The organism is Pseudomonas pohangensis, assembly GCF_900105995.1.
Taxonomy (GTDB): domain Bacteria; phylum Pseudomonadota; class Gammaproteobacteria; order Pseudomonadales; family Pseudomonadaceae; genus Aquipseudomonas; species Aquipseudomonas pohangensis.
In genome coordinates, this window is sequence record NZ_LT629785.1 from 740,418 (window position 1) to 764,103 (window position 23,686).

At 57.0% G+C, this 23,686-nt stretch carries 17 protein-coding genes and 2 tRNA genes; 7 read left to right on the forward strand and 12 right to left on the reverse strand.

Annotated elements, in window-relative coordinates:
• Window positions 1-37 precede the first annotated feature (37 nt).
• From BLT89_RS03550 to rdgC, 10 genes are all read right to left on the reverse strand, one after another.
• Complete coding sequence (locus tag BLT89_RS03550) at window positions 38-4,450, reverse strand: class I SAM-dependent methyltransferase (RefSeq protein ID WP_090193130.1); 4,413 nt, start codon at window positions 4,448-4,450, stop codon at window positions 38-40.
• Between the two features lie 59 nt (window positions 4,451-4,509).
• Window positions 4,510-5,274 (reverse strand): class I SAM-dependent methyltransferase, encoded by a 765-nt coding sequence (locus BLT89_RS03555; protein ID WP_157718776.1) that lies wholly within the window; start codon window positions 5,272-5,274, stop codon window positions 4,510-4,512.
• A complete protein-coding gene (locus tag BLT89_RS03560; RefSeq protein WP_197673532.1) occupies window positions 5,271-7,322 on the reverse strand; it encodes a glycosyltransferase family 2 protein in 2,052 nt (683 codons plus the stop codon). The genes BLT89_RS03555 and BLT89_RS03560 overlap by 4 nt, the downstream gene beginning before the upstream one ends.
• A complete protein-coding gene (locus BLT89_RS03565; RefSeq protein WP_157718777.1) occupies window positions 7,256-7,864 on the reverse strand; it encodes a methyltransferase domain-containing protein in 609 nt (202 codons plus the stop codon). The genes BLT89_RS03560 and BLT89_RS03565 overlap by 67 nt, the downstream gene beginning before the upstream one ends.
• Before the next feature lie 10 nt (window positions 7,865-7,874).
• Window positions 7,875-8,645, reverse strand: coding sequence for a CmcI family methyltransferase (locus tag BLT89_RS03570; RefSeq protein ID WP_090193133.1), 771 nt, complete (start codon window positions 8,643-8,645; stop codon window positions 7,875-7,877).
• A gap of 36 nt (window positions 8,646-8,681) precedes the next feature.
• Window positions 8,682-9,401 (reverse strand): ABC transporter ATP-binding protein, encoded by a 720-nt coding sequence (locus tag BLT89_RS03575; protein WP_090193134.1) that lies wholly within the window; start codon window positions 9,399-9,401, stop codon window positions 8,682-8,684.
• 2 nt (window positions 9,402-9,403) lie between these two features.
• Window positions 9,404-10,201 carry an ABC transporter permease gene (locus BLT89_RS03580; RefSeq protein WP_157718778.1) on the reverse strand — a complete coding sequence of 266 codons (798 nt, stop codon included), beginning with the start codon at window positions 10,199-10,201 and terminating at the stop codon, window positions 9,404-9,406.
• 539 nt (window positions 10,202-10,740) lie between these two features.
• Complete coding sequence (locus tag BLT89_RS03585) at window positions 10,741-11,811, reverse strand: class I SAM-dependent methyltransferase (protein ID WP_090193136.1); 1,071 nt, start codon at window positions 11,809-11,811, stop codon at window positions 10,741-10,743.
• A gap of 110 nt (window positions 11,812-11,921) precedes the next feature.
• Window positions 11,922-15,386, reverse strand: a complete 3,465-nt coding sequence (locus tag BLT89_RS03590; RefSeq protein ID WP_090193137.1) for a hybrid sensor histidine kinase/response regulator — start codon at window positions 15,384-15,386, stop codon at window positions 11,922-11,924.
• A gap of 225 nt (window positions 15,387-15,611) precedes the next feature.
• Window positions 15,612-16,532, reverse strand: a complete 921-nt coding sequence (gene rdgC / locus BLT89_RS03595; RefSeq protein ID WP_090193138.1) for a recombination-associated protein RdgC — start codon at window positions 16,530-16,532, stop codon at window positions 15,612-15,614.
• Window positions 16,533-16,689: 157 nt separating this feature from the next.
• Here rdgC and BLT89_RS03600 point away from each other — a divergent pair.
• Window positions 16,690-16,765: transfer RNA gene (locus BLT89_RS03600), tRNA-Val, on the forward strand.
• 14 nt (window positions 16,766-16,779) lie between these two features.
• Window positions 16,780-16,856, forward strand: a tRNA-Asp gene (locus tag BLT89_RS03605).
• A gap of 40 nt (window positions 16,857-16,896) precedes the next feature.
• Here BLT89_RS03605 and BLT89_RS03610 read toward each other — a convergent pair.
• Both BLT89_RS03610 and BLT89_RS03615 read right to left on the reverse strand, forming a co-directional pair.
• Window positions 16,897-17,172, reverse strand: coding sequence for a hypothetical protein (locus BLT89_RS03610; protein WP_090193139.1), 276 nt, complete (start codon window positions 17,170-17,172; stop codon window positions 16,897-16,899).
• Window positions 17,173-17,229: 57 nt separating this feature from the next.
• A complete protein-coding gene (locus tag BLT89_RS03615) occupies window positions 17,230-19,068 on the reverse strand; it encodes a sensor domain-containing diguanylate cyclase (RefSeq protein ID WP_172829112.1) in 1,839 nt (612 codons plus the stop codon).
• A 328-nt stretch (window positions 19,069-19,396) separates the two neighbouring features.
• Here BLT89_RS03615 and BLT89_RS03620 point away from each other — a divergent pair, with 328 nt between their 5' ends.
• From BLT89_RS03620 to BLT89_RS03640, 5 genes are all read left to right on the forward strand, one after another.
• Window positions 19,397-20,116 carry an FKBP-type peptidyl-prolyl cis-trans isomerase gene (locus BLT89_RS03620; RefSeq protein ID WP_090193141.1) on the forward strand — a complete coding sequence of 240 codons (720 nt, stop codon included), beginning with the start codon at window positions 19,397-19,399 and terminating at the stop codon, window positions 20,114-20,116.
• Window positions 20,117-20,704: 588 nt separating this feature from the next.
• Window positions 20,705-21,034 (forward strand): helix-turn-helix domain-containing protein, encoded by a 330-nt coding sequence (locus BLT89_RS03625; protein WP_090193142.1) that lies wholly within the window; start codon window positions 20,705-20,707, stop codon window positions 21,032-21,034.
• On the forward strand, window positions 21,031-21,399 hold the full coding sequence (locus BLT89_RS03630; protein ID WP_090193143.1) for a hypothetical protein: 369 nt from the start codon (window positions 21,031-21,033) through the stop codon (window positions 21,397-21,399). The genes BLT89_RS03625 and BLT89_RS03630 overlap by 4 nt, the downstream gene beginning before the upstream one ends.
• Window positions 21,400-21,461: 62 nt before the next feature.
• Window positions 21,462-21,881: an SEL1-like repeat protein gene (locus BLT89_RS03635; RefSeq protein WP_090198664.1), complete on the forward strand. Its 420-nt coding sequence runs from the start codon at window positions 21,462-21,464 to the stop codon at window positions 21,879-21,881.
• A 123-nt stretch (window positions 21,882-22,004) separates the two neighbouring features.
• On the forward strand, window positions 22,005-23,681 hold the full coding sequence (locus tag BLT89_RS03640; protein ID WP_090193144.1) for an AMP-binding protein: 1,677 nt from the start codon (window positions 22,005-22,007) through the stop codon (window positions 23,679-23,681).
• Window positions 23,682-23,686: the final 5 nt, after the last annotated feature.

Consider the following 23,686-nt stretch of genomic DNA (forward strand, 5'->3'; position numbering starts at 1 on the left):
GGTTCAGATTACGCCTGCAGGTCAACTGCGGGCGTGTTCAATCCTTTATGGCTGTGAAAATGGTGAAATCAGAATTGATCAGATCCGCGGCCATCAGTTGGTCCTCCTGCATGAAGAAACTCTCGAGCAGGGCCGCGTCCGTTGCGCTTTGCGGGTCAAAATTCTGTGCGATGCCACTTAGTCCGATATGTAGTAGTGCTCCGCCCAGTTCCTGTTTCTGCAGAATCCTGAAGTGTCTGGCCAGCGTATCGGCAATCTCCGAAGAACGTATGGCTTCGGAAGGGTCAGCGGCGATAACTTCATCGACGCTGGGGCGCTCTCTGGGGCCCCTGAAAACTCCAGCTGGCGTGTGATTGTAATGGCCGGGCAAACTTTCCAGAAAAGCGTTTATTTTCTCAAGCTGCATGTCGGTCCACTGGAAACGATCTGGTCCCACGTATTCGTGCAGGTGGAAAATTCCGCCGGGTCTCAGAGCCTGTCTGATCTGCTTAAACATGCGGTCAAGGTCGTCGATGTGGTGGATGCAGGAGTAGGCGAAAATCAGGTCGAACTCTGCTTCTGGCAGTTGTAGGCGCTCAAGGTCGGTTACGTGGTAATGCAGTGACGGCAGATGCATTTGCACACCCAATCGGCGAGCTTCAGCGATGGCGCCGCTGGCGATGTCGTAACCATCAATTCGTTCAGCCATATGCTCATTCGCCAAGGCACGTTCCAGGCCGCCGAAGCCACAGCCCAGGCTGGCAGCACGTTTGACCGGGAAATGCCAGCCACGTTGCTCGAGGAACTGGCGAAGTTGCTGATAGCAGCGCAGATCGGGATTACCTGAGACCTTTCTGTTCAAGCGAGAGATGACCTGAGGGTGCTCGAGCCAGTTCAGCCCCTGGGTTTCTCTGCGCTCTAGCGGTGGTTGGCTCCAGTGAGTGGAAACCTTCCCGAGGTAATCCAGCCCGGGATTACTTTTGCCATGCGGTAGGGCATCCTGCAGTAATTGCCAAACGCTGTCGGCAAAGACCTGGGGAGAACAGTCCCGGGTTACGCTCAGCAGGGCCTGCTGACGTAGGTGCAGCCAGAGCACCGGATCACTATACAGACGGGCACAGGCTGCGGCGAAACTGTCTGCAGTATCTGCTGCGAGTAGCTGGATGCCTTCGCTCCAGTCGAGTTGTTCTGCAAGCAGCCTGTTTGCCACGACAGGCAAGCCATTACCGGCGGCTTCGAAAATTTTGAGCGGTATGCCGGCGGAAAAGCGGGTGGGGGCGATGAACAGTCGAGATCGAGCATAAAACGGGCGAATATCCTCGACTCTTCCATGAAAGCATACCCGTTTGCTTTCCAGACTGCGGCGCAGTGTTGCCGAGCAGGCACCGACGACATCAAGTCGATAGGTGTTGCCTAGCAAACGATCAAGCCTGGGCATGACCTCATGCACGAACCAGCGTATCGAGTCAGAATTCGGTGAGTCGTCCTCAGTGAGCCTGCCGACAAACAACAGGTCCTGTCGCTCAGTGAAGCTACTTGCGGTGGGTTGCACCGGGAAGCTGTGGCCAAGCACACGTACGTCTTTGTAACCGGCGTGGGTGAAGTGTGCTGCCTCGGCCTGGTTGACGGTGAGAATGGTCTGCGCAGGGGCAGCCAAGCCGAGTTCTTTGTCTAGTTCGCTTGCTGCCGTCGTCGTAGATTGCCTTTCTAGCACTCGGTCCTTGATGACTTCCCGTTGGGCAAATATTGCCTCGGCATCGTAGATCAATCTGGTTCGGCCCAGCAGTTCAGAATCATCATCCAGTGCAGCACGCAGGGCCGCCATGTTGTGCGGACGGCTTATGATTAATGCATCGTAGTAATTCTTGCGACTGCGCAGGAATGTCCCTAAACCAGCCAGACCTTGTGCGGCAATGATTTCTATTTCGCGTGGCAGGATGGCATAGGCCTCGGCCAGGTCGATGCCGGATGTGGCGGTTGCATAATGGCTGATGAATGCTCCCTGATCATGCAGAGCTAGCAGCAGCTCGCTTGCACGAGGGTAACCAGAGCCCCAAGACGGTATGGGTAGTTGATCGTCGATAACCAGAATGCGCCCATGCAGGCTTTTGCGCATACGCGCCTGTAGCAATGAAGAACCGCTGGCCGGGTGAGTATTGGCCAGGACTTCTGCATGGTGATTGACGAAAGTTTTATGGTTTTTTTGCATGAGCTGCACTGCTGCCTGGCTGCCGTTATCACTACCGTACTCGACGTGCATGATTTCTACGCTGGGCTCATAGATGACTGGGTGACCTGCTTGTCGCAAGCGCATGCATAGGTCGGATTCCTCGTAGTAAGCCGGCTCGAAAGCCTGGTCAAAACGGCCTACCTGCTCAAACAGTCTGCGCGGCAGCATGAGGAAAGCGCCGGAGCAATAATCTACTTCGCGGCGGAACTGGAACTCTTTGTCCTGTGGGTCTCGGCCGCGACCGTAACCCTGGCAGCTGCCATCACTCCAGATGATGCTGCCGGCTTCTTGCAGTGAGCCGTCGAGCAGAATGATCTTGCCACCAACTGCCCCGGTGTCGGGGCGTTGCTGGAAAACCGCGAGCGCAGCGGAGATCGAGCCGGGCTTTACCAGGGTGTCATTGTTCAGGAACAGCAGGTACTGCCCGCAGGCTTTTTCAGAGGCGAGATTGGCTGCTCGCAGGAAGTGCAAATTATCTTGCTGCTGGAGTATCCGGCAGCCTTGTAGCCTGTTCAGCAGCGTGACAGTCAGATCACTGGATGCATTGTCGACAATCAGTACTTCGGCTGGAACGTCGATTGCTTCAGTCAGTGACTGCAGGCAGCGAAAGGTCAGCTGAGCCTGGTTGTGCAGGATTATGATGATCGACAGCAAGGGTTGTTTGGTAGTTGGCAGTTGCAGGGATTTTCCGCTGTCAAGGAAGGCATGCATTTGCCGCAGACTATCTTGACGAAAGGCCGTCTTGGGGTCGGTCTCTTGCCATGTTTCGAGCATTTGGGAAGCTGTGGGTTGGACTGCCTGAAATATTGATTTCAGCGGGAAACAGCGCCCCTCCGTGCGTCCGTGAACTTCGTAGTGGAACAGCGCGTTGACTCCGGCTCCGGCGACGTCAGGATTGTGTCGCAGGTAGTTGCCGGTGGAAAACCATGGTCCTGGATCTCGGCCTTCGACTGCGCCGTGGGCCAGATAGTGGAAGGCCGGGTCGATTCCTGCCATCGCCACGTCAGGGTAAGCGCCGAGGTACCACTGGGTATCAAACAGCGGAGAGCGGCGTACCAGATCGGCCACCGGATTGCGTTGTGCATGTCCTCGCCGCAACATAAGCCGAAGGCGTCTCAGGGTGCCCGGGGGAGCAGGTGGCTTGTGGCGCGTGAGCAGTTCATTGACCATGCGGCTGACCAGTATTTCGGTATTTGCCTGACTGCTGGTGAATGCCTCGCTGATCTGCACGCCATGTGCTTCGGCAGTTTTCAGGGCACTGGAAAGCTCTTCGTTGTCCTGTAGTGTTTGGCTGTACTGCTGTTGCAGGGTCTGTAACTTGTGATTGTCGAGTCTGGCGCTGTCATGCCGCAGGACCTCATGCTTTTTGGTCAGTTCGGCAACTGTTTGCAGTTGTGACGCTAGTTCTGCCGCGCGCTGTTCGGCAACGGCCTGCTGGTTGATGGCGCGAACTCGTTCCTGTTCAAGTTTGTTGACCTGCTCGGCGAACGAATTGGCCATAATGTGTTCGTTGGCATGGCTTTCCCAGCGGCCGCCGAGGCTAGAGAAACGCTCACGCATGGTGGAGCCCTTGTGGCTTACGTTTTCGGCGCAGAGCTGTTGAATTACTTCCGGAACCTGGTCTCCGTAGGCAATAAGCCCAAGGCCATTGCAATGCAGGAACTCGAAATGATCATACTGGTCGGCAAGTTCGCCAAACAGCCGATGCACACCGAAGTCATCACGTCGTACATTGGTATCGTGAAATAGCACCACGGCACGCTTGGAAAGCTTCGGGCGCCATTGCTGAAAGTCACGTGACACCGCAGCATAACTATGGAAACCATCGATATGCAGCAGATCTATGGAGCCATCGGCAAAGTGGTTGACGGTATCGGAAAAGTTTGCACGAATCAGTTCGGAAAAGGACGAGTAACGCGCCTGATTTAACTCCAGTAGGTCACGATAGACCTCCTCGTTAAAATACCCGGCATGTGCATCACCCTGCCAGTTGTCGACAGCATAACAACGGCATGCCAGCCGCTCCCGACTAACCGCTTCGCAGAATGCCGCATAGGACACGCCGTGATGACTGCCAAGCTCAACCAGCAGGCGCGGTCGCAATGCAGCAATCAGCCAGAAGGCGAACGGCACATGCCCCCACCATCCGCTGGGTTTTCCCAGCCGTTGTGGCTGCTGAAACATCCAGGACAGCTGGGGCGAGAGAAGGTCCTCGATAAGTGTAGTGTTGGTCTGGTCCATGCAACTATTACCTGATGGGCGAAGGTTCAGTAAGTACGCTAGGTGTCTTTGTCAGCAGCTCAGGAGCGATGTGCCACTACGGTGAACATGGGAACCTGGAGGCCATCTATCGTGCGCAATTGGTGATGTACGCTGATCTCGGCTTCCCCGAATCCCAGCAGCCCCAAGGCGTTCACGATGAAGTTCGGAGTGAACGCCCACCAGGTGTCAACCTGGGGGATAGTGGAGCGGGCAATCAGCTTTGACAGTGGTTCCTCGCCCAAGCTGGCGTCATACAGTTCGGTGATGATCATGGTTTTCCGTACCCGCCTGGCCAAGCTTTCGATGAGGTTGAATGGTGCTCGGCAATGCAGCAGCACCGCAGCCAGTACGCCGATATCAAAAGTACCTACGGCCTCCGGTATGGCCTGTGGATCGGTTTCTATCAGCTTTACCTGCGAGCCATGCAGATGGTGCATGTACCAGAACGAATTGCGCACCCCGGTAATTGTTTTACTGAAGTCTGTGCGCCATCCGGCTCTGTCGAAGCCGGCCAGCGGAACTACGTCCCAGAGGTGCTCCATCGGCGGTTCGAGCGCCGTTACCTTTGCGCCACGCTGTTCCATGTGAAAGGACAGAAAGCCGCTGGCTGGGCCTATCTCCAGTACGGAACGGCCGCTGAAGTCGACGTGGCCCAGATAGGCATCCACGCGTGGTCGTAAATCCCACGTGCCGGTAATTTCCTCACCGGGGGAGAGATTGACACTGTGATAGAACAGGCACGTTTCAACGGGAGGAGGGGGGCGCAGGACGAACAGGGTCGCGGCTGGATCTGGCAACTTCATTGCTGGGAGGACTCCGGATGGATTTGTGCAGTGCTTGGATACTGGGCGGCTAACACGGCTTCCGCGCTCAGGTGCTCAGTCAGGTAGGCCCGAGGGGGCCAGGCAAGGCTGAAGTCTTCTCTTTCCAGGCTTAGATTGGGGTTGTAGGCAGGGTCGTTGTGCAGCAGATGAGCCCAGTGTTGATGCATATAGGCTACCTCTGAAGCTAGCCTGGTCTGCTTTTCTGGCGTTGTATCGTAGCCGCGCGTGGCGGATTCATGGTGATAAAGCCGGGCGTACGGCGTCCAAAGGGTGCGTTGCCCGAGCTGTGCGGCACGCAGGCACAAGTCGACATCGCTGCAGGCTACTGGCAATTGGTGTTCGTTGAGGCCACCAAGTCGGTCGTACAACTCCTTGCGCATGACCAGACAGGCCCCGGTGACCGCTGAAAAGCCGCTGATCAGCGAGGCTCTACCCCAGCGTCCGGGGGTTTCAGCAGGTTGACCTTTGTGGGCATGACCTGCCCAGCCGGCGATGCCGAGGACGATGCCGGCATGCTGCAGGCTACCGTTGGGGTAGAGCAGTTTGGCGCCGACGGCGCCGATTCCCGGGCGACAGGCATGACTGGCCAGTTCGTCCAGCCAGTGGGCGTCTATTACCTCGGTGTCGTTGTTCAGTAGGCAGATAACCGAACCTTCAGCATGCCGTACACCAAGGTTGTTCAGTGCCGAAAAATTGAAGGGGCCGGGACCTGGTACTACGCGTATGTTCGGCTCCCTATCGAGACTGGCCAGGTAGGCTACTGCTGCCTGCTCATCGGAATCATTGTCGACCAGGATAATCTCGAAGTTCGGGTAATTAGTCTTCTGCAGAATGCTTTCGATGCAGCGCTTGAGCATTTCGATGGCATTGCGGCTGGTGATGACAATGCTGACCTGTGGCGGCGGGCTCGGTAAATCGTAGCGCACCCGGTAGCTATTGCCGTTGGATATCACCTGACAGGAAATCCCGCTGCGGGAGAAATGATCGCGCAAAGCGCGTTCACCAGCCTGCATGGCGTAGGGTTTGGCTGTGCTCCTGGCGGCGGTACTGTCAACATGGCTGCGCCAGTGATAGAGCACGTGGGGAATGTGTATGATCGTCTGCGTCTGTATTTGCTCGATGCAACGCAGAGCCAGGTCGTAATCCTGTGCACCCTCATACCCTGTGCAAAAGCCACCGAGCTGGTCGAGCAGTGACTTGCGGTAGATCGCGAGATGGGTAATCAGGTTATGCGAATAGAACAGATCCGGATTCCAGCTGCTCTTGAAGTAGGGCGCGTGGCGCCGTCCGTGTTTGTCGATCTTGTCTTCGTCGGAATACAGCAGTTGCACTTCTGGGCAGCGCAGAATGTTATCAGCTACGAGGTAAAGTGCCTGCTCGGCCAACAGGTCATCCTGATCGAGAAGAGCTACCCAATCACCTGTAGCAAGTGTCAGGGCGCTGTTGCTGGCCTGCGCTATATGCCCGTTCTCACTGCGCGGGATAAAACGTATGCGCGAGTCACGCTGCGCGTAGCCTTCGAGCAGTATGCGTACCTGCGGGTTCTGTGTAGCGTCGTCAGCAATGCACAGCTGCCAGTGAGGGTACAGCTGATTGCGCACTGACTCGATGGCTGCAATTAGCCAGTCGAGCCGGGGATTGAATACCGGCATAATCACGCTAATCAGTGGTGGTACGCTGAACTCGCTGATTCGTTGACGGATAGTTTGCCGCAGGGCATCGTCGATCTGGCCGTAGCGCTTCAGCCATTCACGATAGTCGTTGCGAAGTACTGGGACACCATTAGCTTTGGTGACGGGTTTACCGTCAGCTACGGCGCCGATGCTCAACATCCGGTAACGTAGCCCGGCAAACCCTTCGTTGCGCCAGACTGTCAAGCCCTTGGCAAAGCTCAACTTCCAGCCACCGCCATGAGCGATGACTCCCCCCAGCAAGCTCCACAGATGCTTAGCAGTGCGGCTCATCGCAAACCTATGGTCAAGGCGCGGTGTTGCAGCCAGCGTTTCAGGGCACTCTTGGCATTCCATACGCGCCCGTTGTCCGGCCGCTGACAAATCAGCAGGCTGTCATGCCAAGAGTCGCTACAGTCAAGATAGCCATGTTCGTGCCATTGTGTGCTGACATGCAGCACATCCATTTGAGCGAACTCTGCCAGTGCCCGCATGCCATCTGGATAGATACGCCAGCAGTCATGAGGGTAACGGTGTTCTGGGCCGCTGGATGGGGCAATCACACAGCACAGGCCGCCCGGTTTCAGAATGCGGGCGACTTCCAGAATGCTTATCCACATGTAGCGGATGTGTTCGAAGGCTTGTCCAGAGATTACTACATCGACGCTTGCACTGGGTATTTCCTGCCAGGCATAAGGTTTGGACAGCACTATGTCAACGTTGTTGCCAGGGGCCATGTCGAGGCCGAGGTACTGCCAGCCAGGGTTGTCGAACAATAGTCGATAACTGCCATTAACATCTTGGCTGCCCAGGTCGAAGATACGTAGGTGTTCCAGACGGCGACTATCCAGATGCTGCTGAACGAAGGCTTGCATCTTGTCGTAGGAGCTGGTGTGCATGCAGATAGCCTCAGTCAGTGTGTCGAAGCAGCCAGGCATCAGGCCAGTAGGTCAGGTTGTTGAGGGTCTTGTCGTCACCAAACAGGGCGGTAGGAGATCGGATAGTGAGCTCGGGGTGCGCTGCGCTGAAGTCGCGCGCGGCCGCGGCTGGATTATCAGTAGTCCAGTCCGGGTCGCCATTTGGTGTATCACTGAGCGATTGCATGACGCCGTCCGCCGCAACGATATAGGAACCTATAGTTACCAGTGGTGCATAAATTTCGAGTTCGTGTAGGACGTGGGACTTGTGGTGGTCGCTGTCGAGGAAGACAAAAACAGACTCCCCTGACCTGATTTGTGTCTTGACTTGCATCGCTACCGCTGCAGCAGCGGAGTCGCCTTCGATCAGTGTGATCAGGTCGGCAAACGGGCTTCTTTCAATAGCTTGTCGTACTTCTTCAGGAAGGTGGATATCTATGGAGATAACTCGGCCGTTACCCAGTAGTCGACACATTGAAGCAAAGAAAATAGCGCTACCGCCGCTGTTGGTTCCGGTTTCAATGATCACGTCAGGCTTCAGGCGCGCCAGCACTTCCTGCAGTCTGAGAATATCTTCCGGTAGCTGCCAGATTTGAAATCCCAACCAGGAAAAGGATTGCCAGTGAAGCTGGTTCCACTCCTGTTTTATCCAGACCTCTGAGACCATGCGGAAGGCTTTTTGCGAGTACAGCGGGATGTGGACATTGCCTGTGGCAGTTTGATATTCAAGGGTCTGCTTTTCGGTGTCGATATTGATTTTCATCGGGAGTGTCTGCGGAGAATGGGGATTGATGCCGAGCTAGAAGTCCTCACGCCCGCACTCGGTGAGCACGCCGTGTTCCAGGCGAAAAAAACGGTTGCAGTAATGCTTGATGATTTCGCCAAAGTGCGAAGCCAGGACAAATATGCCAACAGAGCTTATCAGTGCATCCATTCTTTCCTGGGCCTGTTCCTGGAACTCGACATCGCCAAGCCCGAATATCTCATCTACCAGCAAGATGTCAGGTCGAGTAGACGTCGATATGGCAAAGATCAGTCGCGTAAGCATGCCGCTGGAGTATGTGCGCACAGGCATCTGCAGAAAATCGCCAAGCTGGGTAAAGTTTTCGATTTCTTCAATATGCTGCTTGATGAGCGAGCTGCTCTCCCCCATCAGCAGACACATGCGTGTAATGTTTTCGTAGCCGCTTAGTTCCTGATCCATGCCCGCACCCAGATCAAGCATGGTAGCCACACGGCCAGAGCGCAGAACCTTGCCTGTAGTTGGCGTATAGATTCCGGCCATGGTGCGCAGCAGAGTACTCTTGCCTGAGCCGTTGTGACCAATTAATCCGACTGCATCCCCACTATCAAGCTGAAAGCTGACATCACGCAAAGCAGTTACCATCTGCACGCGTCCGGACTCTCGTTCGATAATGCCACCAGTGCTGACCCTTATAAGGTGATTGCGCAATGACAGGCTACGACTGTTGTAAACCGGGTAGCTGACACTGACCTTGTCGAATTTAAGAGATGCCATGTTTATATCCAGAAAGCCAGACGCTGACGCTTGCGCTGGTAAAGCCATAGTGTCAGCGCACTGCCTGCAAGCAGCATGCCAAGGTTGGTATAGACCACGAAAGCCGGAGCGGGCGCTCCCAGTAACGGCTCCCGGATAATTTCGATCAGATGCGAGACTGGATTCAGCCAGATCACGCTTTCGCTAAAAGGCAGGAAGCTTGGTTTGTAAAACACCGGGCTGAGTAGCATCAATACCGGCATCGACGAGGTAACCAGATATTCGAGGTCACGGAATCGGGCACCAAGCAGCCCAACCAGCAGCGACATCCAGAGCAGATTTAACGAGACCAGAATCAGTCCTGGGATTACCAGTAGCGTACTAGCCGTTACTGGCAGTTGCAGGAAAAGTGAGATCAACAGGTAGACGGGGGCGTAGTGCAGCAGGTTTAACAGGTGACGCAGCAATAGTTGTAACGGGTAAATCGATAGCGGCAGACTTAGATTGCGAATCAAGGATGCTTGACGCACGAACAGTGCGGGCGATTCGCTGATGATTCCTGAAATGAACTGCCAAAGTATCAAGCCTGCGGTGAGGGTTGGAATGAACGTATATACATCCTTGTGCATGAGTTCGCTCCAGATATAACTCATCCCCAGTGCGCCAATCGAAGTGCCAAGGGTCAGCCAGAGCGGGCCCAAAACACTGCGCCGGTAGCGTCCTCGCAGGTCGCTTAGGGTCATGAACAGGATGGCCCGCGAGTAGCGCCAAGTATCCTTGAGGTCGTTCAGGAGAGATGAACCGAATACGGGAAAAAGCATGACTGACTTCTTGTTCTGAAGATGAGTAAGTGTGCCCGTTACATTCGATAATGCAAAAGGGTTCATGACGTAGTTCAGGTGCGCCGGAGGATTGCAGCGAATAACAGGCTGAAAGTGCCGGGTAGTGTCTGGCGATAGTCGCCGGAGTTCAGGGCGCTGCGCAGGCGGCGCCATATAATGGTGCATCGTGGCTTAGGAAAAACGCTCTGGTGTCAGTAGGTTTTCTCCGGTAAGTCGCCGGCGCAGTTTTTCCTGCCCTGCATGATTGAGATCGCTCCAGTGCCCGAAACGCCCCTGCCATAACATCTTCGTGCAAGCAACTCGTGCGCTTCAGCAAGTTTTGACGCCGATCTGGTTTTCGCCGTGCTGACGATATCGCACTGAAGGTTAAGCTGCTCGACCAGATGAATAAGGCCGTTGTAAGTGCATAGTGAAATCGCTACGCAAGGCTTGGCAGTTCTTCTAACGTGGGCGGGCCGAACCATTTTTCGAACTGAGTGGTCGGATAAAACGATGCTCACAGAAAGTGCAGCTGGGATCTAGCGCCTGCGCATGACCACCAGGTCTTGATTGCCGGCAATGGCCTCAACAATTTCCAGCACATCAAAGTAATTGCCCCATTTGGTCATTACATAATCGTGTGAGTGAATCACGTCGACATAATAATCAGGTGCGTCAATGACCTGATCTAGTTGTGAGTTGTTACCTACGTACAGAATACCCTCGCTTCTTACTGCCAGGCAGCGTTCGATGGGTGTCCGATACAGCGCTGATTGAGCCATGCCTTGAATCGACAGTAACACCAGCCCTCCCGGGCAGACGATTCGTTGCAGTTCGGCTAGCCAAGCATTCTGCACAGGCTCCCTGAGATGAGTCAGCACTGAAAGACCGATCACCAGGTCAAAGCTAGCGTTGCCGAATGGTGTTGGGGGATGAAGTTCAGTCTGCAGGAAGTCGACGCCAGGAATGCTTTCCTTGCAGCCCCGGATATTATCCGGGTCGATGTCTACAGCGGTTATCGAAGACGTAAAAAATGGCAGGTAACGGGTCAGTCGTCCCGCGCCGCAACCCCAGTCCAGGATTGAATTGAAGTTGCTGAATGTTCGATCAAAACGTTCCTGCAGTAGCAGCTGAATTCGATTGACGATTGTTGCTCCACCGATTTTGAAAAACTCCAGATGGTCAGTGCCGATTACTCGTTCCCGTTGTGCTGGTGAAGGCACAGCGAACTCCCGGTCTGGGTCACAAAAAAACCAAGCAGTGCGGTAGGACAGGCGATGCTCGCCATACGGGCCTGTAACATTGAATCGAATGAAGCCATTCAGGTAAGGGCTCTTGCCTTTTTCAAGGGTATGCCTGCAGCGAAATCGGGCAGCCTTGGTATTGGGGAGTGTGTCGAAATGCGTTGCTATGTCTGGTGACTCTATAGGCCACTCAATTTTGTCTATGTCCTGCCCGTTGATGAGGAGTCTAGTTTGCTCCGGCTGATTCCATAAGGACAGTGCCCAGCCTTCAATGTAAATCTCGCTATCGGATACCTGAATATGTTCGGGCATCCAGCGAAGATGCCTTGCAGCACTAAGTTGCATGTCTGCCTGATAAATATCCACGTATTGATCCTTGATTATTGGCGGGTGACTATTCTCGGTGATGGACACTTATTAAGCCAATAGCGGTGGTCAATTTATGGGGATTGCGTTTACTCCGGATAGACGAGGCGTTACTTCGTCAGATATCTATTCAGTAGGGCGCGTAGGGCTGCGGGCTTGACCGGTTTGGGCAGGTAACCGAGATTGGCGGCGTGGACTTCTTCGACCAGTTCGCTGCGCGCATCGGCACTGATCACCACGCCTGGCAACTGCTCGCCCAGACGCTGGCGTAGCCAGATCATCAGCCCGGTGCCGGTTTCGCCTTCATTGAGGTGGTAGTCGACCAGTACCAGTTGCGGTGTCACGCCTTCGTCGACCAGGTGTTCGCATTCCAGCCGGTTGCGCGCCGTCCACACTTGCATGCCCCAGCGCGAGAGCAGGCTATGCATGCCGACCAGGATGCTGTCTTCGTTATCGATACACAGCACAACGAGGGATTGCGTGGTCGGTGCTGCGGGTTCTTCCGGCACAACTATTTTCGGCTCGACGGGGTTGCCCAGTGGCACGCTGACGCTGAAAACGGTTCCACGATGCGGCCAGGAGCGGACATTCAACGGGTGCTCGAGTACCCGGCAGAAGCCGTCGGCAATCGCCAGGCCCAGGCCCAGCCCCTTTTCGGCACGGGTCTGGTGACTGTCGAGGCGTTTGAATTCTTCGAAGATGACTTTCTGCCGGTTCACGGGAATCCCCGGGCCACGATCCCAGACTTCCAGACGCAGGCGCTGGCCCTCGCGACGGACTCCCAGCAGTACATGTCCGCCGGCATAGCGAAAGGCGTTGGTAAGGAAATTCTGCAAGACCCGGCGCAGCATTTTCGGGTCGCTGTCGATAGTCAGCTTGCTGCCGCGTATGTGGAAATCCACCCCCTCGTTTCTGGCCAGCACACTGAATTCGGTACCCAGGGCATCGAAGATTTCACTCAGGGGAAAGCTGCGTCTGCGTGGCGTGATGCGACCGTTTTCCAGGCGGGAAATATCCAGCAGATCGCTGATCAGATCTTCGGCCGAGCGCAGCGAAGAGTCGAGGTTGCGCACCAGCTCCCGGCTGTCAGCGGGCAGCTGGTCCTGCTGGTGCGACAGCGAAGCGGAGAACAGCCGTGCGGCATTCAGGGGCTGCATCAGGTCATGGCTGACCGCTGCCAGAAAGCGGGTTTTCGACTGGTTGGCGGTTTCCGCCTCTGTGGTGGCATGGGCCAGTTCGACATTGAGCGCCGATAGTTCACCGGTACGTTCCTGCACCCGTTGTTCGAGGCCTTCATTGGCTTCCTTGAGCGCCCGTTCGGCCTCGCGGAAGGCGGTAATGTCGGTGAAGCTCATGACGAAACCGCCACCGGGCATCGGGTTGCCGATCAGTTCGATGACCCGGCCGTTGGGTAGCTGGCGTTCCGAGGTATGCGCAGTGCCCAGCCGCATCCAGTTGATCCGGCGGTTGACCTGTTCTTCTATATCCTGATCGCCGAACAGGCCGCGCAGGGCATTGAAACGAATGATCTCGGCAATCGGCTTGCCGACCTGGATCAACCCTTCCGGGTAGTCGAACAGCTCCAGATAACGGTGATTCCATGCCACCATTTGCAGGGACTGATCAACTACGCTGATGCCCTGGGTGATGTTCTCGATGGCGCCTTGCAGCAGCGCGCGATTGAAGTGCAGCACCTCGGAGGCTTCGTCGACAATGCGTACGACGTCTTCCACCAGCATCTCGCGCCCTTCGATCGAGGCCTTGACCACGGCGCGTGCAGAAGAGGCTCCGACTACCCCGGCCAGCAGCCGTTCGGTATGGGTAATCCACTCGCCGTTGGCATTCTGTGCCGGGTTGAAAGTGCGATTCTGGCTTTCCGCCAGACGCAAGAAACTTTTCTCGGCACGCTCTTCGCCAACAAAGCGTGCGGCCAGTGCCAGTAGATCCTTGACTTGCACCGCCAGCAGCGGGCGGTTGCTTGAGCGCAGCGAACTGCGCTGACCGATAAAGCGACTGGCCTGCAAATGCTCGGCCACCCGATTCCGCGAAAGCATTGAAAAAATGAAGAAAAACAACAAGTTGCCGCTAAGCGAGATGAAGCTTCCCTGAGTGATCGGGTCAACATCCAGGCCGAAAGGTTGGCTCTGTAACCACACCAGCCCCGGGAAGGTGTGCAGCGACCAGCCAAGTCCGTCAGCCACCATTGGCAGCACCAGCGTGTAGGCCCACAGCCCGACGCCTACGGTAAGGCCGGCAAAAACTCCGCGACTGTTCGCCTGCTTCCAGTACAGCGCGCCAACCATGGCCGGTGCCAGCTGGGTTATCGCGGCAAAGGAGATCTGGCCGATGGAGGCCAGGCTGACATTCGGACCGAACAGGCGATAGCAGAAGTACGCCATCAACAGGATCACCAGAATGCTGATGCGACGAACCGACAGCAGCCAGTGGCGAAACAGTTCGAAAGGGCGCTTGGCTTTCTGCCGGTAGAGAAGAACCGGCAGCACGATGTCGTTGCTGAGCATGGTCGACAGTGCCACGGCTTCGACGATCACCATGCCGGTGGCCGCCGATGCGCCACCGATGAAGGCCAGCAAGGCCAGCGCCGGCTGGTTTTCAGCCAAGGGCAGGCTGATGACGTAGGAATCCGGGTTGATCCCGGCGGGCAGCAGCAGCCCGCCGGCCAGTGCAATCGGCACGACAAAGATGACGGCCAGGATCAGGTAGATCGGGAAAACCCAGCGCGCCAGTTCCAGATCACGTGGTTCGGTGTTCTCCACCACGCTGACATGAAACTGTCGTGGCAGGCAGATGATGGCCATCATGGCCACGCCGGTTTGTACCAGCAGCGTTGACCAGGCCGGGGTGGCGTGCCACAGGTCATTCAGTTGCGGGGCCTCCCTGGCCTGCGCAAGCAGGTCATCCAGACCGTTGAACAGGCCCCAGGTAGCAAACACACCGATGGCGAGGAAGGCCAGCAGCTTGACCAGTGATTCGAAGGCAATGGCCAGTACCAGCCCGCGGTGATGCTCGGTGGCATCCAGGTGGCGTGTGCCAAACAGAATGGCGAACAGGGCCAGCACCAGTGACACGATAAGCGCGGTGTCCTGGGCGCCGAGTCCGGTGGAGTCACTGCTGCCGGTCAGCAGGGTAACGCCAAGCACGATGCCTTTGAGTTGCAGGGCGATATAGGGCACCACACCGACCAGACAGATCAGGGTGATGGCCACTGCCAGTGGCTGGGATTTGCCATAGCGGGCGGCGATGAAGTCGGCAATCGAGGTGATGTTTTCCTGCTTGCTGATCATCACCATCTTCTGCAGCACCCAGGGTGCGAACAGCAACAGCAGTACCGGCCCCAGATAGGTCGGTATGAATGACCAGAGCTGTCCGGTGGCCTGTCCAACGGCACCAAAGAAGGTCCAGCTGGTGCAGTACACCGCCAGTGACAGGCTGAACACCCAGGCGCGCAGGCGCGGGGACAAGGCCGTGCGGCGCTCTCCATAGAAAGCGATGGCAAACAGGATGGCCATGTACGTCAGGCTGACTGCGGCGATCAATACGCTGGACAGCGACATGCAAACTCCGGCAATCAGGACATGGCTGCAGTTTAGTGTGAAACAGGCCCTTCAGGCCAAGGGTGGCAGCCTGAGCATTGCCAGTGTTACAGCAAAAAGTACGGCGGCGGCGCAACTTTCGACCAAAGTCGTAGCCAGCAAAGGCTGTGAATTGTTCAGCACAACAGCGCTGGTGCGCAAACGTCCGAGGGACTTTTGCGCACCAGAGCAGGCGGTCTGCGCGGGTCAGATCCCCTGCGGCAGCTCTTCGCCACCGAGTGCTTCGATCAGTTGCGGCAGGAACTCGATGAAAGTCAGCATCATCAGGGTGAAGCTGGCATCCTGTTGCCCCAGCGCATCATCCCCGCCATCCTCGGCGGCCTGATCCTGCAGCAGATCCTCGAAACGCAGGCGCTTGAGCGCCAGCTTGTCATCGATCAGCAGTGACAGCTTGTCCTCCCAGGCCACACTCAGTTTGGTTACCAGCATGCCTGCCTCGAGATGGTTCTGGATTTCCGCGCTGCCCAGATCCTGCCGCTTGCAGCGAATGGTGCCGCCGTCTTCGTGGGCGTCACGCAGTTCACACTCATCGAGCAGATGCAGGCCGTTGCTGGCTTGCTGTTGCTTCATCCAGCCGGTAAAGGTGGCGGTAGGCGCCATTTTCACCGTCAGTGGCCGTACCGGCAGGGAGCCGATGGCCTCGCGCAGGGTGGACAGCAGGTCTTCGGCACGCTTGGGGCTGGAGGCGTCCACCAGGATCAGCCCCTGTTTCGGCGCAATGGCAGCGAAGGTAACGCCCTTGCGGATAAAGGCGCGCGGCAGAAAGCTCTGCACGATGTCGTCCTTGAGCTGCTCGCGTTCCTTCTTGTAGACCTTGCGCATTTCACCGGCTTCGATTTCGTCGACCTTTTCCTTCAGCGCATCACGCACCACGCTGCTCGGCAGTATGCGTTCTTCCTTGCGTGCGGCGATCAGCAGAAAGTCCTGGCTGGCATGCACCAGCGGCGCATCATCGCCCTTGCCAAAGGGTGCGACAAAGCCATAAGTGGCCATTTCCTGGTGGGTGCAGGGCTTGGCCGGTTTGCTGGCCAGTGCGGCTTCGAGCGTATCGGTGGACAGGTCAATGTCCTGGGTCAGACGGTAAACAAGCAAATTGCGGAACCACATGGGGTGACTCTCCAGACAAGCGGGCGGGCATTATTGTCGGGTTGGCGGCTGAGGCCAAGCCCGAGCTAAGCCTTTGGATAGTCGAGCAATTATATTTTCACTTGGGGGTTGTCAGGCTGTGGCTCGCTCCGTAGAATGCGCCCCACTTCGAGAGCAAGGGTGATTAGCTCAGCCGGGAGAGCATCTGCCTTACAAGCAGAGGGTCGGCGGTTCGATCCCGTCATCACCCACCATCTTGAGGTTACGCGCAGCGGTAGTTCAGTCGGTTAGAATACCGGCCTGTCACGCCGGGGGTCGCGGGTTCGAGTCCCGTCCGCTGCGCCATTTATTCCGAAAACGGGCACTTCGCAAGAAGTGCCCGTTTTTATTTGTCTGCGCTTAAGCCATTGCCGCCCTTGCCCGGAAAGTACCGGGCAAAGTGCACATAGTGCAGTGCGCCTAAAGCGGCCTGTATCTGCGGCTTGACCGCATCGAGAATGCTCAGCAGCGCCGGCATCTGCGCCGGATTCTTCAAGGTAAGAAACAGGTTGAGGGCGTTTTGCACCTGTTGCTCGAGTGCCTGATCGCCCAGATCATAGGGCTGGCGGCAGGCGTCCTCGACGGTCGAAGTAATGGATGTGCCGGTTTTTACTTCATGCATGACGTTCTATTCCCTTAGATTTGTAGCGGCGTCCACAACGGGTAGAGATTGATTCGTTCAGGCGATGGCTGTTCCGGCCAGAACAACCTGATTGCGCCCGTCCGCTTTGGCACGGTACAAGGCGTTGTCTGCCGCTTTGATCAGCGTCTCGGGTGATGCATCCGGGCGCGGAATAACACTGGCTACTCCGATGGAGACTGTCAGGTAACCGACAGCGGAGTCTGCGTGTGCAATGTTGTGGGCGCAAAGTGCAGCGCAGATTTTTTCTGCGAGTTGCGCGGCGTGGTGGCCGTTGGTGTTGGGAACGATAAAGGCAAACTCCTCGCCACCATAGCGAGCAACCAGCTCGGCGGGGCGTGAAACGTTTTGTGTCAGTATCTGCGCCACTGTCTTCAGGCATTCATCGCCTTCAAGATGGCCATAGCGGTCATTGAACTTCTTGAAGTGATCGACATCAAGCAATGCCAGGGCCAGCGGTGTTCCTGTGCGCTCCGCACGTTTCCATTCGTTACCCAGAACGACATCGAACTGGCGGCGGTTGGCAATCCCGGTCAGGCCGTCGGTGACGCTGAGTTCTTTCAGCTTGCGCATTGCCGCACTGAGTTCTTCGGTGCGCTGGATGACGCGTGCTTCCAGTTGCCGCTCGGAGAGCCTGACGCTGTCGAGCAGTTCCTGCTTGCTGTTCAGCGCCTCTTCCTGGGCAAGGATTTTTTCCCGGCGGATCATGTTGAAGCGGTCAGCGAGGGCAAATGCCAGTAGCAGCATTTCAAGGCCTGAACCTATCTGCCCGGCGTTGGCAGTAAAGCCGTTGTGCGCCAGGATGCCCATGGCGGTCAGGGTGTAGGTGATGACGCCCAACAGGTAAAAGGTAAAGGCTATGACAAAGAAGTAGGCACTGCGCTGGCGCTTCAGAACGCAGTAAAACGCTATGCCGAAAATCAGCAGATATACGCACAGGACGAATATCTGCCCGAGAACAAAGGCACCGGGTAGCGAAGCCAGATCCCCGAACAGGAGTAACAGCATTACCCCGACTACCGTGATCAGCAGCCGGTCGAGTCTTGGCACCCTGATTGGTGTGGAGAGCATGTGACGGGTGAAGATGGCGAAGATGCTGGCTTGCATCACTGCTGTAATCGACATGGCCTTTTCTGCCCATATTCCCGCCCCGGGCCATAAAAATTCATGGGCCAGGCCGAAAAATGCCGCAAAGGTCACTACCGTGGTTGCCGCAAAGATGACGTAGATCAGGTAGATTTTTTCCCGCAGCGCAATGAAGAGCAGCAGGTTGAACAAGCCCATGGCGGTAGCAATGCCGTAGTACCAGGCTTGGGTCATGTAGTCCTTGCGTTCATGGGCCTGGAAGGCCTCGGTTGACCAGATCTGCGCAGGTACCAGCAGGTCGGTATTGGATTGCAGGCGGAAATAGTAGGTCTGCTCGGAGTGGGGCGGCAAAGTCACCGGGAATACAAAGTTGCGGTTGGCATAAGGGCGGGTGCTGAAAGGCTTTGCAGCGCCTGTGAGCTCGGATTGGTAACCGCCATCAGCTAACGGAATATGCAGCTGGACATCGGAAATGCGCGGAAAATCCAGTTCGATAATGCGCTGCAGCGCTTGATCCGTAGGATTTTGCAGGCGGAAGCGAAACCAGTAGGGCGTGGCCGTGGTGCCGTAGGCGAGGGGCTGGGTATGCGGATGACCGCCAGCGAAGCGGGTGGCAATCTCTGGTGTCTGCACATCGGCCAGCGACAGACTGGCGCTGTCGTCTTGCAGAACGCTGAAATATCCGGTTAGCGGGATCCGCTCAGCACCAATCTGGCTGGCGTCCAGTGCTTTCTCGCTGGCGAAGGCGCTGCTAACCAGGCCCAAGGCACAGAACAGCAGGGACATCATCATGCGATATCGGTACTGCTTATTCATAATTCCCGCATCCACATCTGTACTTGTGCGTAATTATTATTGAAAGTCGCCCAATTAAACCTGTTCAAACCCGGCTTGTCGAAGGGTCTTTCACCCGGCAAGACACGTCCTCGCAGTTACAGCCACAGTGGGGGCAAGACGTCTGTGCCGCTGGCCGGCATGCAACAAAAGCCAGCAGCCAGACAGAGCAATGCACTGCCGGCGGAACTTATCCGTGGATTACGGTTCCTATCGCGCAACCCCGCCTGCTAAGCTCGCGGCTTCATCAAAACCGCCGCAAGGCATCAGTCATCAAGGAATGCTCATGAAACATCATCGTTTGGCGGCGGCCGTGGTTATGGCCACTCTGGTTCTGGCCGGTTGCAATGCAGAGAAAGCCGAAGCTCCGTTTGAACTCAAGACTCCTGCGCAAAAAGCTTCCTACGGTATCGGTCTGAACATGGGCCAGAGTCTGGTGCAGGAAGGTATGACCGACCTGGATGCCAAAGCCGTTGCCATGGGTATCGAAGATGCCATGGGCAAGAAAGAACAGCGCCTGAAAAACGAAGAGCTGGTTGAGGCATTTGCCTTCCTGCAAAAGCGTGCCGAAGAGCAGAAAGCCCAGCTAACAGAAGAAACGAGCAAAGCGGGCAAGAAGTTCCTCGAAGAAAATGCCAAGCGTGAAGGCGTGGTAACCACGGCTTCCGGTCTGCAGTATGAAGTAGTGACCAAGGGCGAAGGCGCAATGCCAACCGCTACCGATGTGGTCAGTGTGCATTACGAAGGTCGCCTGGTTGACGGCACGGTGTTCGACAGTTCGATTCAGCGCGGTAGCCCGATCGATCTGCCGGTTAACGGAGTGATTGCCGGTTGGGTAGAAGCGCTGCAACTGATGCACGTGGGCGAGAAGGTCAAGCTGTTCATCCCCAGCGAGCTGGCTTATGGCGATCAGAGCCCGACCCCGGCAATACCGCCAAATTCGGTGTTGGTGTTTGATCTGGAGTTGCTCAGCATCAAACAGCCGGAAGCTGCTGAAGCCCAGTAGTAAATCTGCCTGATCTGCCAGCGCCCCGCTTGTCGGGGCGTTGGCATTTTTGGCGTCAGGAATCCGGTTTTACCGCCGTTTGGCGTAATCCTGGCAAGGCCGGTGTTACTGTTATGCACATTTTCACGAAACGCCTGGCAAATAGACTGTAACAGCAGCTGCAGATGCGTTATAAACACGTAACTGTATGATTTTCCTGAATTAAAATATTGAGACTAAAAACTGTTCGATCTGTACGAAAGCCACTGATGGCGCGGCTTCAGGCGTTACTTCAATAGACTGTTCACAGGGTTATCCACAGCTTTTGTGGGTAACTGAGCCGAGCGCAGTAGCCATGCGGGTTCTAGCTTGTTGGGCAGATTCCTGTGGCGGGATTGACGTTGTTACCGGGTGCTTCGGCAAGGTTGATTTTGCCGCTCGGGGATTGGCCGATTCTGTTGTTTTGGCGGGCGCGGGCCAGCGAGTTCGAGAGGCAATTATGCCGTTACAGGGTTCCCGATGACCGCCGCAGGGTGTCAGCCTGCTAAGATTAAGGCGTGCCTGCACAGGGCCGGCCCGTTCGGGGTTTTACCAGAGAGCTGTTGGGAAATGAATGTGCAAGTGATCATGCGTGAAGGTCAGCCGGAGTATGCGGTTCTGCCCTGGCTGGAGTATCAGGCTTTATTGCAGGCTGCGGGAAACCGCAGAGAAGCGGTACCACAGGTAAAAAACGAAACGCGCCCGGCGCTGGCCAGCCTGAGCGAGTTGTCAGCCTTGCGCCAGTCGCGGGCTATCAGCCTGGAAGATCTGGCACGCTCGGCGGGTATCAGTCCGCATTATCTGGCAATGATCGAAAAGGGTGAGCGAGTGGCCGAGGGCCCGATCGCCAGAGCGCTGGCCCAGAGTCTGGGTGTGGCGGGCTGGGAGGACGGACAGTGAGCGTCTCTATCAGCCGTCAGCATTGGAATGCTTTGCTTGAAGCCCTGGAAGAAACCCGTCGGCAAAGGCATGTGCTGACCTACCGGGCCCTGATCGAGCGCTTGCAACTGCCCAGTCCGGCCATGCAGACCCTGACTGCAGCGCTTGAGCATCTGGCCGCGATTGATGCCCGTGCCGAGCGCCCGCTGCGCAGCACGCTGGTTATCAGTCAGGGTGCCAGCCGTCTGCCACGTACCGGTTTTTTCGAGTATGCCTTGCAGTTGGGTCGTTTCAGCGGCCCGCCCGATGGCATGGCCGCGGCCTCCTGGCACTCGGCGGAAATCGTCCGGGTTTTTGAATATACCTATCCGGAAGAAGATATTTGATCCAGCCAGCGCCCTGGTGGTGGAAGCTGCGTGCGCGGCTTGGCTACGTTGTGGCGCGGCGCATGCTGCGCTGGCCGGCACTGGTCAAACAACCGGCTGTGTGGCGCTGGATGGAGGGGCAGTTCTCCAGAATGGCCAACCTTGGCGACACGGTCGCGCAATCCTTTTATGGCCACCTGCTGCTGTACCGTGGCTCTGGGATGGGTGCGCGCCAGGAAGGCCGCCGGCTGCTGCAGCTGGCGGCGCAGGCCGGCGATGGCAAGGCGGCCTATCAGTTAGGGCTGCTGTGCCTGCAGCAGAGCCCCGAGCGGGCGGTGGATGCGGCACAGGCCGCCGACTGGTGGCTGAAGGCTGTCGCTGCCGGCCATCCGCTGGCCGCGCGCAAGCTGGCCGATCTGTATCGCGAAGGTGGTCCCGGTCTGGCGGCTGATGCAGAGCTCGCCCGGCAGATGGATCAGCGTGCGGCCGAGTCGGGTCTGTGACGGCCCTGGCGGGCGCCAAGCGGTGTTAAGTTCAGATCACTGGAGTCATCTGCAGATTTCCCTGCTACGGTTGAGCAGGCAACTTCGCGTTGTGCCTTTCCCAACCTGAGCCAAGGAAGCCCGATGAGCGCCAAGCTGATTCTCGACTACGTCTACCAGCATGAAATTGAACGTTCCGACCAGCTGTTCCTGACCCAGCCAACCGGCAACGGGCAGGTAGCCGAATACACTTGGGCCAGTGCCGTTGATGAAGCCCGGCGCATGGCGGCGCACCTGCAAAGCCTGGAGCTTGCGCCTGGTGCCCGTGTGGCGATGCTGGCCAAGAACAGTGCGCACTTCATCATTGCCGAACTGGCCATCTGGATGGCCGGTGGCACCACTGTTGCGATTTTTCCGACCGAGACAGCCGAGAATATCCACTATGTACTGCAGCATAGTGAAGCCAGCCTGCTGTTTGTCGGCAAGCTGGATAACTGGGAACAACAGCGAAGCGGTGTGCCGCAGGACTTGCCCTGTATCGCCTTGCCGCTGGCGCCAGCTACCGGCTTTGCCGATTGGGATAGCATCGTGGCCAGTACCGGACCCCTGGGCGGGCAGCCGCAGCGGGCTGCCGACGATCTGGCGCTGATTGCGTATACCTCCGGCTCGACCGGGCAGCCCAAGGGCGTGATGCAAACCTTCAGGAGCATTTCGCAGGTGGCAGAAGGGGTTGTCAGCACTACGCTGGAAACCATGGGCGGCAACACGGATAACCGTATGCTCTCCTACCTGCCGCTGGCCCATGTGTATGAGCGTGCCTGGGTTGAGTGCGCGGCGCTGGTGGCCGGTAACATGCAGGTATTCTTTGCCGAATCACTGGATACTTTTCTGGCTGATCTGCGTCGCGCACGGCCGACGGTTTTTCTTTCGGTGCCGCGTCTGTGGATCAAGTTCCAGCAGGGCGTCTTTGCCAAAATGCCGCCGGCAAAACTCGATCTGCTGCTGCGCATACCCTTCCTCGGTCGCCGGGTGGCACGCAAGGTGCTGATCGGTCTGGGCCTGGATGAAGTAAAGATTGCCGGTAGTGGTTCGGCACCGATTCCCCATGAGGTGATTGCCTGGTATCGGCGTCTGGGCCTGCAACTGCTCGAAGGCTATGCCATGACCGAGGATTTCGGTTATTCCTTCGGTGGCACTGAACAGCAGAATGATCCGGGTTATTGCGGGGTGGCCCGCACTGGCGTGCAGGTGCGGATTGCCGATGACGGTGAGGTGCTGATCAAGTCGCCGGGGCAGATGGCCGGTTACTACAAGCGGCCGGAGCTGAATGCCGAGTGCTTCACCGCCGATGGCTTCTTTCACACCGGCGATCTCGGCGAGTTGCGCGCTGATGGGCAGTTGCGCATCAGTGGGCGCAAGAAGGAGCTGTTCAAGACCGGCAAGGGCAAGTATGTGGCACCGGCCCCCATCGAGAACCAGCTCAATGTGCACCCGCTGATCGAGCTGTCGATGGTTTCCGGTGTCGGGCAGTCGGCACCCTATGCGCTGCTGGTACTGGCCGAAGAACAGCGGCACCGGCGTGAGGAAGCGACCTTCCGCCAGCAGGTCGAGACCGATCTGGCGCGGTTGCTGGAGCAACTAAACGCCCAGCTGGTCGCCCATGAGCGTTTGCGCATGCTGGTCATCGCACAGCAGCCCTGGACCATGGAGAACGGTTGCCTGACACCGACCATGAAGCTCAAGCGCAGCAGCATCGAGGCGGCAGTGGCGGCTCAGGTGGACGACTGGTATGCCCGTCCCGGTCCGGTAATCTGGTCCTGAGGTTG

Bases quoted from the DNA above. Each gene is read 5' to 3' on its own strand.
- BLT89_RS03550 (WP_090193130.1), bottom strand. From the start codon at position 4,450: ATGGACCAGACCAACACTACACTTATCGAGGACCTTCTCTCGCCCCAG.
- BLT89_RS03555 (WP_157718776.1), bottom strand. From the start codon at position 5,274: ATGAAGTTGCCAGATCCAGCCGCGACCCTGTTCGTCCTGCGCCCCCCT.
- BLT89_RS03560 (WP_197673532.1), bottom strand. From the start codon at position 7,322: ATGGAATGCCAAGAGTGCCCTGAAACGCTGGCTGCAACACCGCGCCTT.
- BLT89_RS03565 (WP_157718777.1), bottom strand. From the start codon at position 7,864: ATGCACACCAGCTCCTACGACAAGATGCAAGCCTTCGTTCAGCAGCAT.
- BLT89_RS03570 (WP_090193133.1), bottom strand. From the start codon at position 8,645: ATGAAAATCAATATCGACACCGAAAAGCAGACCCTTGAATATCAAACT.
- BLT89_RS03575 (WP_090193134.1), bottom strand. From the start codon at position 9,401: ATGGCATCTCTTAAATTCGACAAGGTCAGTGTCAGCTACCCGGTTTAC.
- BLT89_RS03580 (WP_157718778.1), bottom strand. From the start codon at position 10,201: ATGCTTTTTCCCGTATTCGGTTCATCTCTCCTGAACGACCTCAAGGAT.
- BLT89_RS03590 (WP_090193137.1), bottom strand. From the start codon at position 15,386: ATGTCGCTGTCCAGCGTATTGATCGCCGCAGTCAGCCTGACGTACATG.
- rdgC (WP_090193138.1), bottom strand. From the start codon at position 16,532: ATGTGGTTCCGCAATTTGCTTGTTTACCGTCTGACCCAGGACATTGAC.
- BLT89_RS03610 (WP_090193139.1), bottom strand. From the start codon at position 17,172: ATGCATGAAGTAAAAACCGGCACATCCATTACTTCGACCGTCGAGGAC.
- BLT89_RS03615 (WP_172829112.1), bottom strand. From the start codon at position 19,068: ATGATGATGTCCCTGCTGTTCTGTGCCTTGGGCCTGGTTAGCAGCGCC.
- BLT89_RS03620 (WP_090193141.1), top strand. From the start codon at position 19,397: ATGAAACATCATCGTTTGGCGGCGGCCGTGGTTATGGCCACTCTGGTT.
- BLT89_RS03625 (WP_090193142.1), top strand. From the start codon at position 20,705: ATGAATGTGCAAGTGATCATGCGTGAAGGTCAGCCGGAGTATGCGGTT.
- BLT89_RS03635 (WP_090198664.1), top strand. From the start codon at position 21,462: ATGCTGCGCTGGCCGGCACTGGTCAAACAACCGGCTGTGTGGCGCTGG.
- BLT89_RS03640 (WP_090193144.1), top strand. From the start codon at position 22,005: ATGAGCGCCAAGCTGATTCTCGACTACGTCTACCAGCATGAAATTGAA.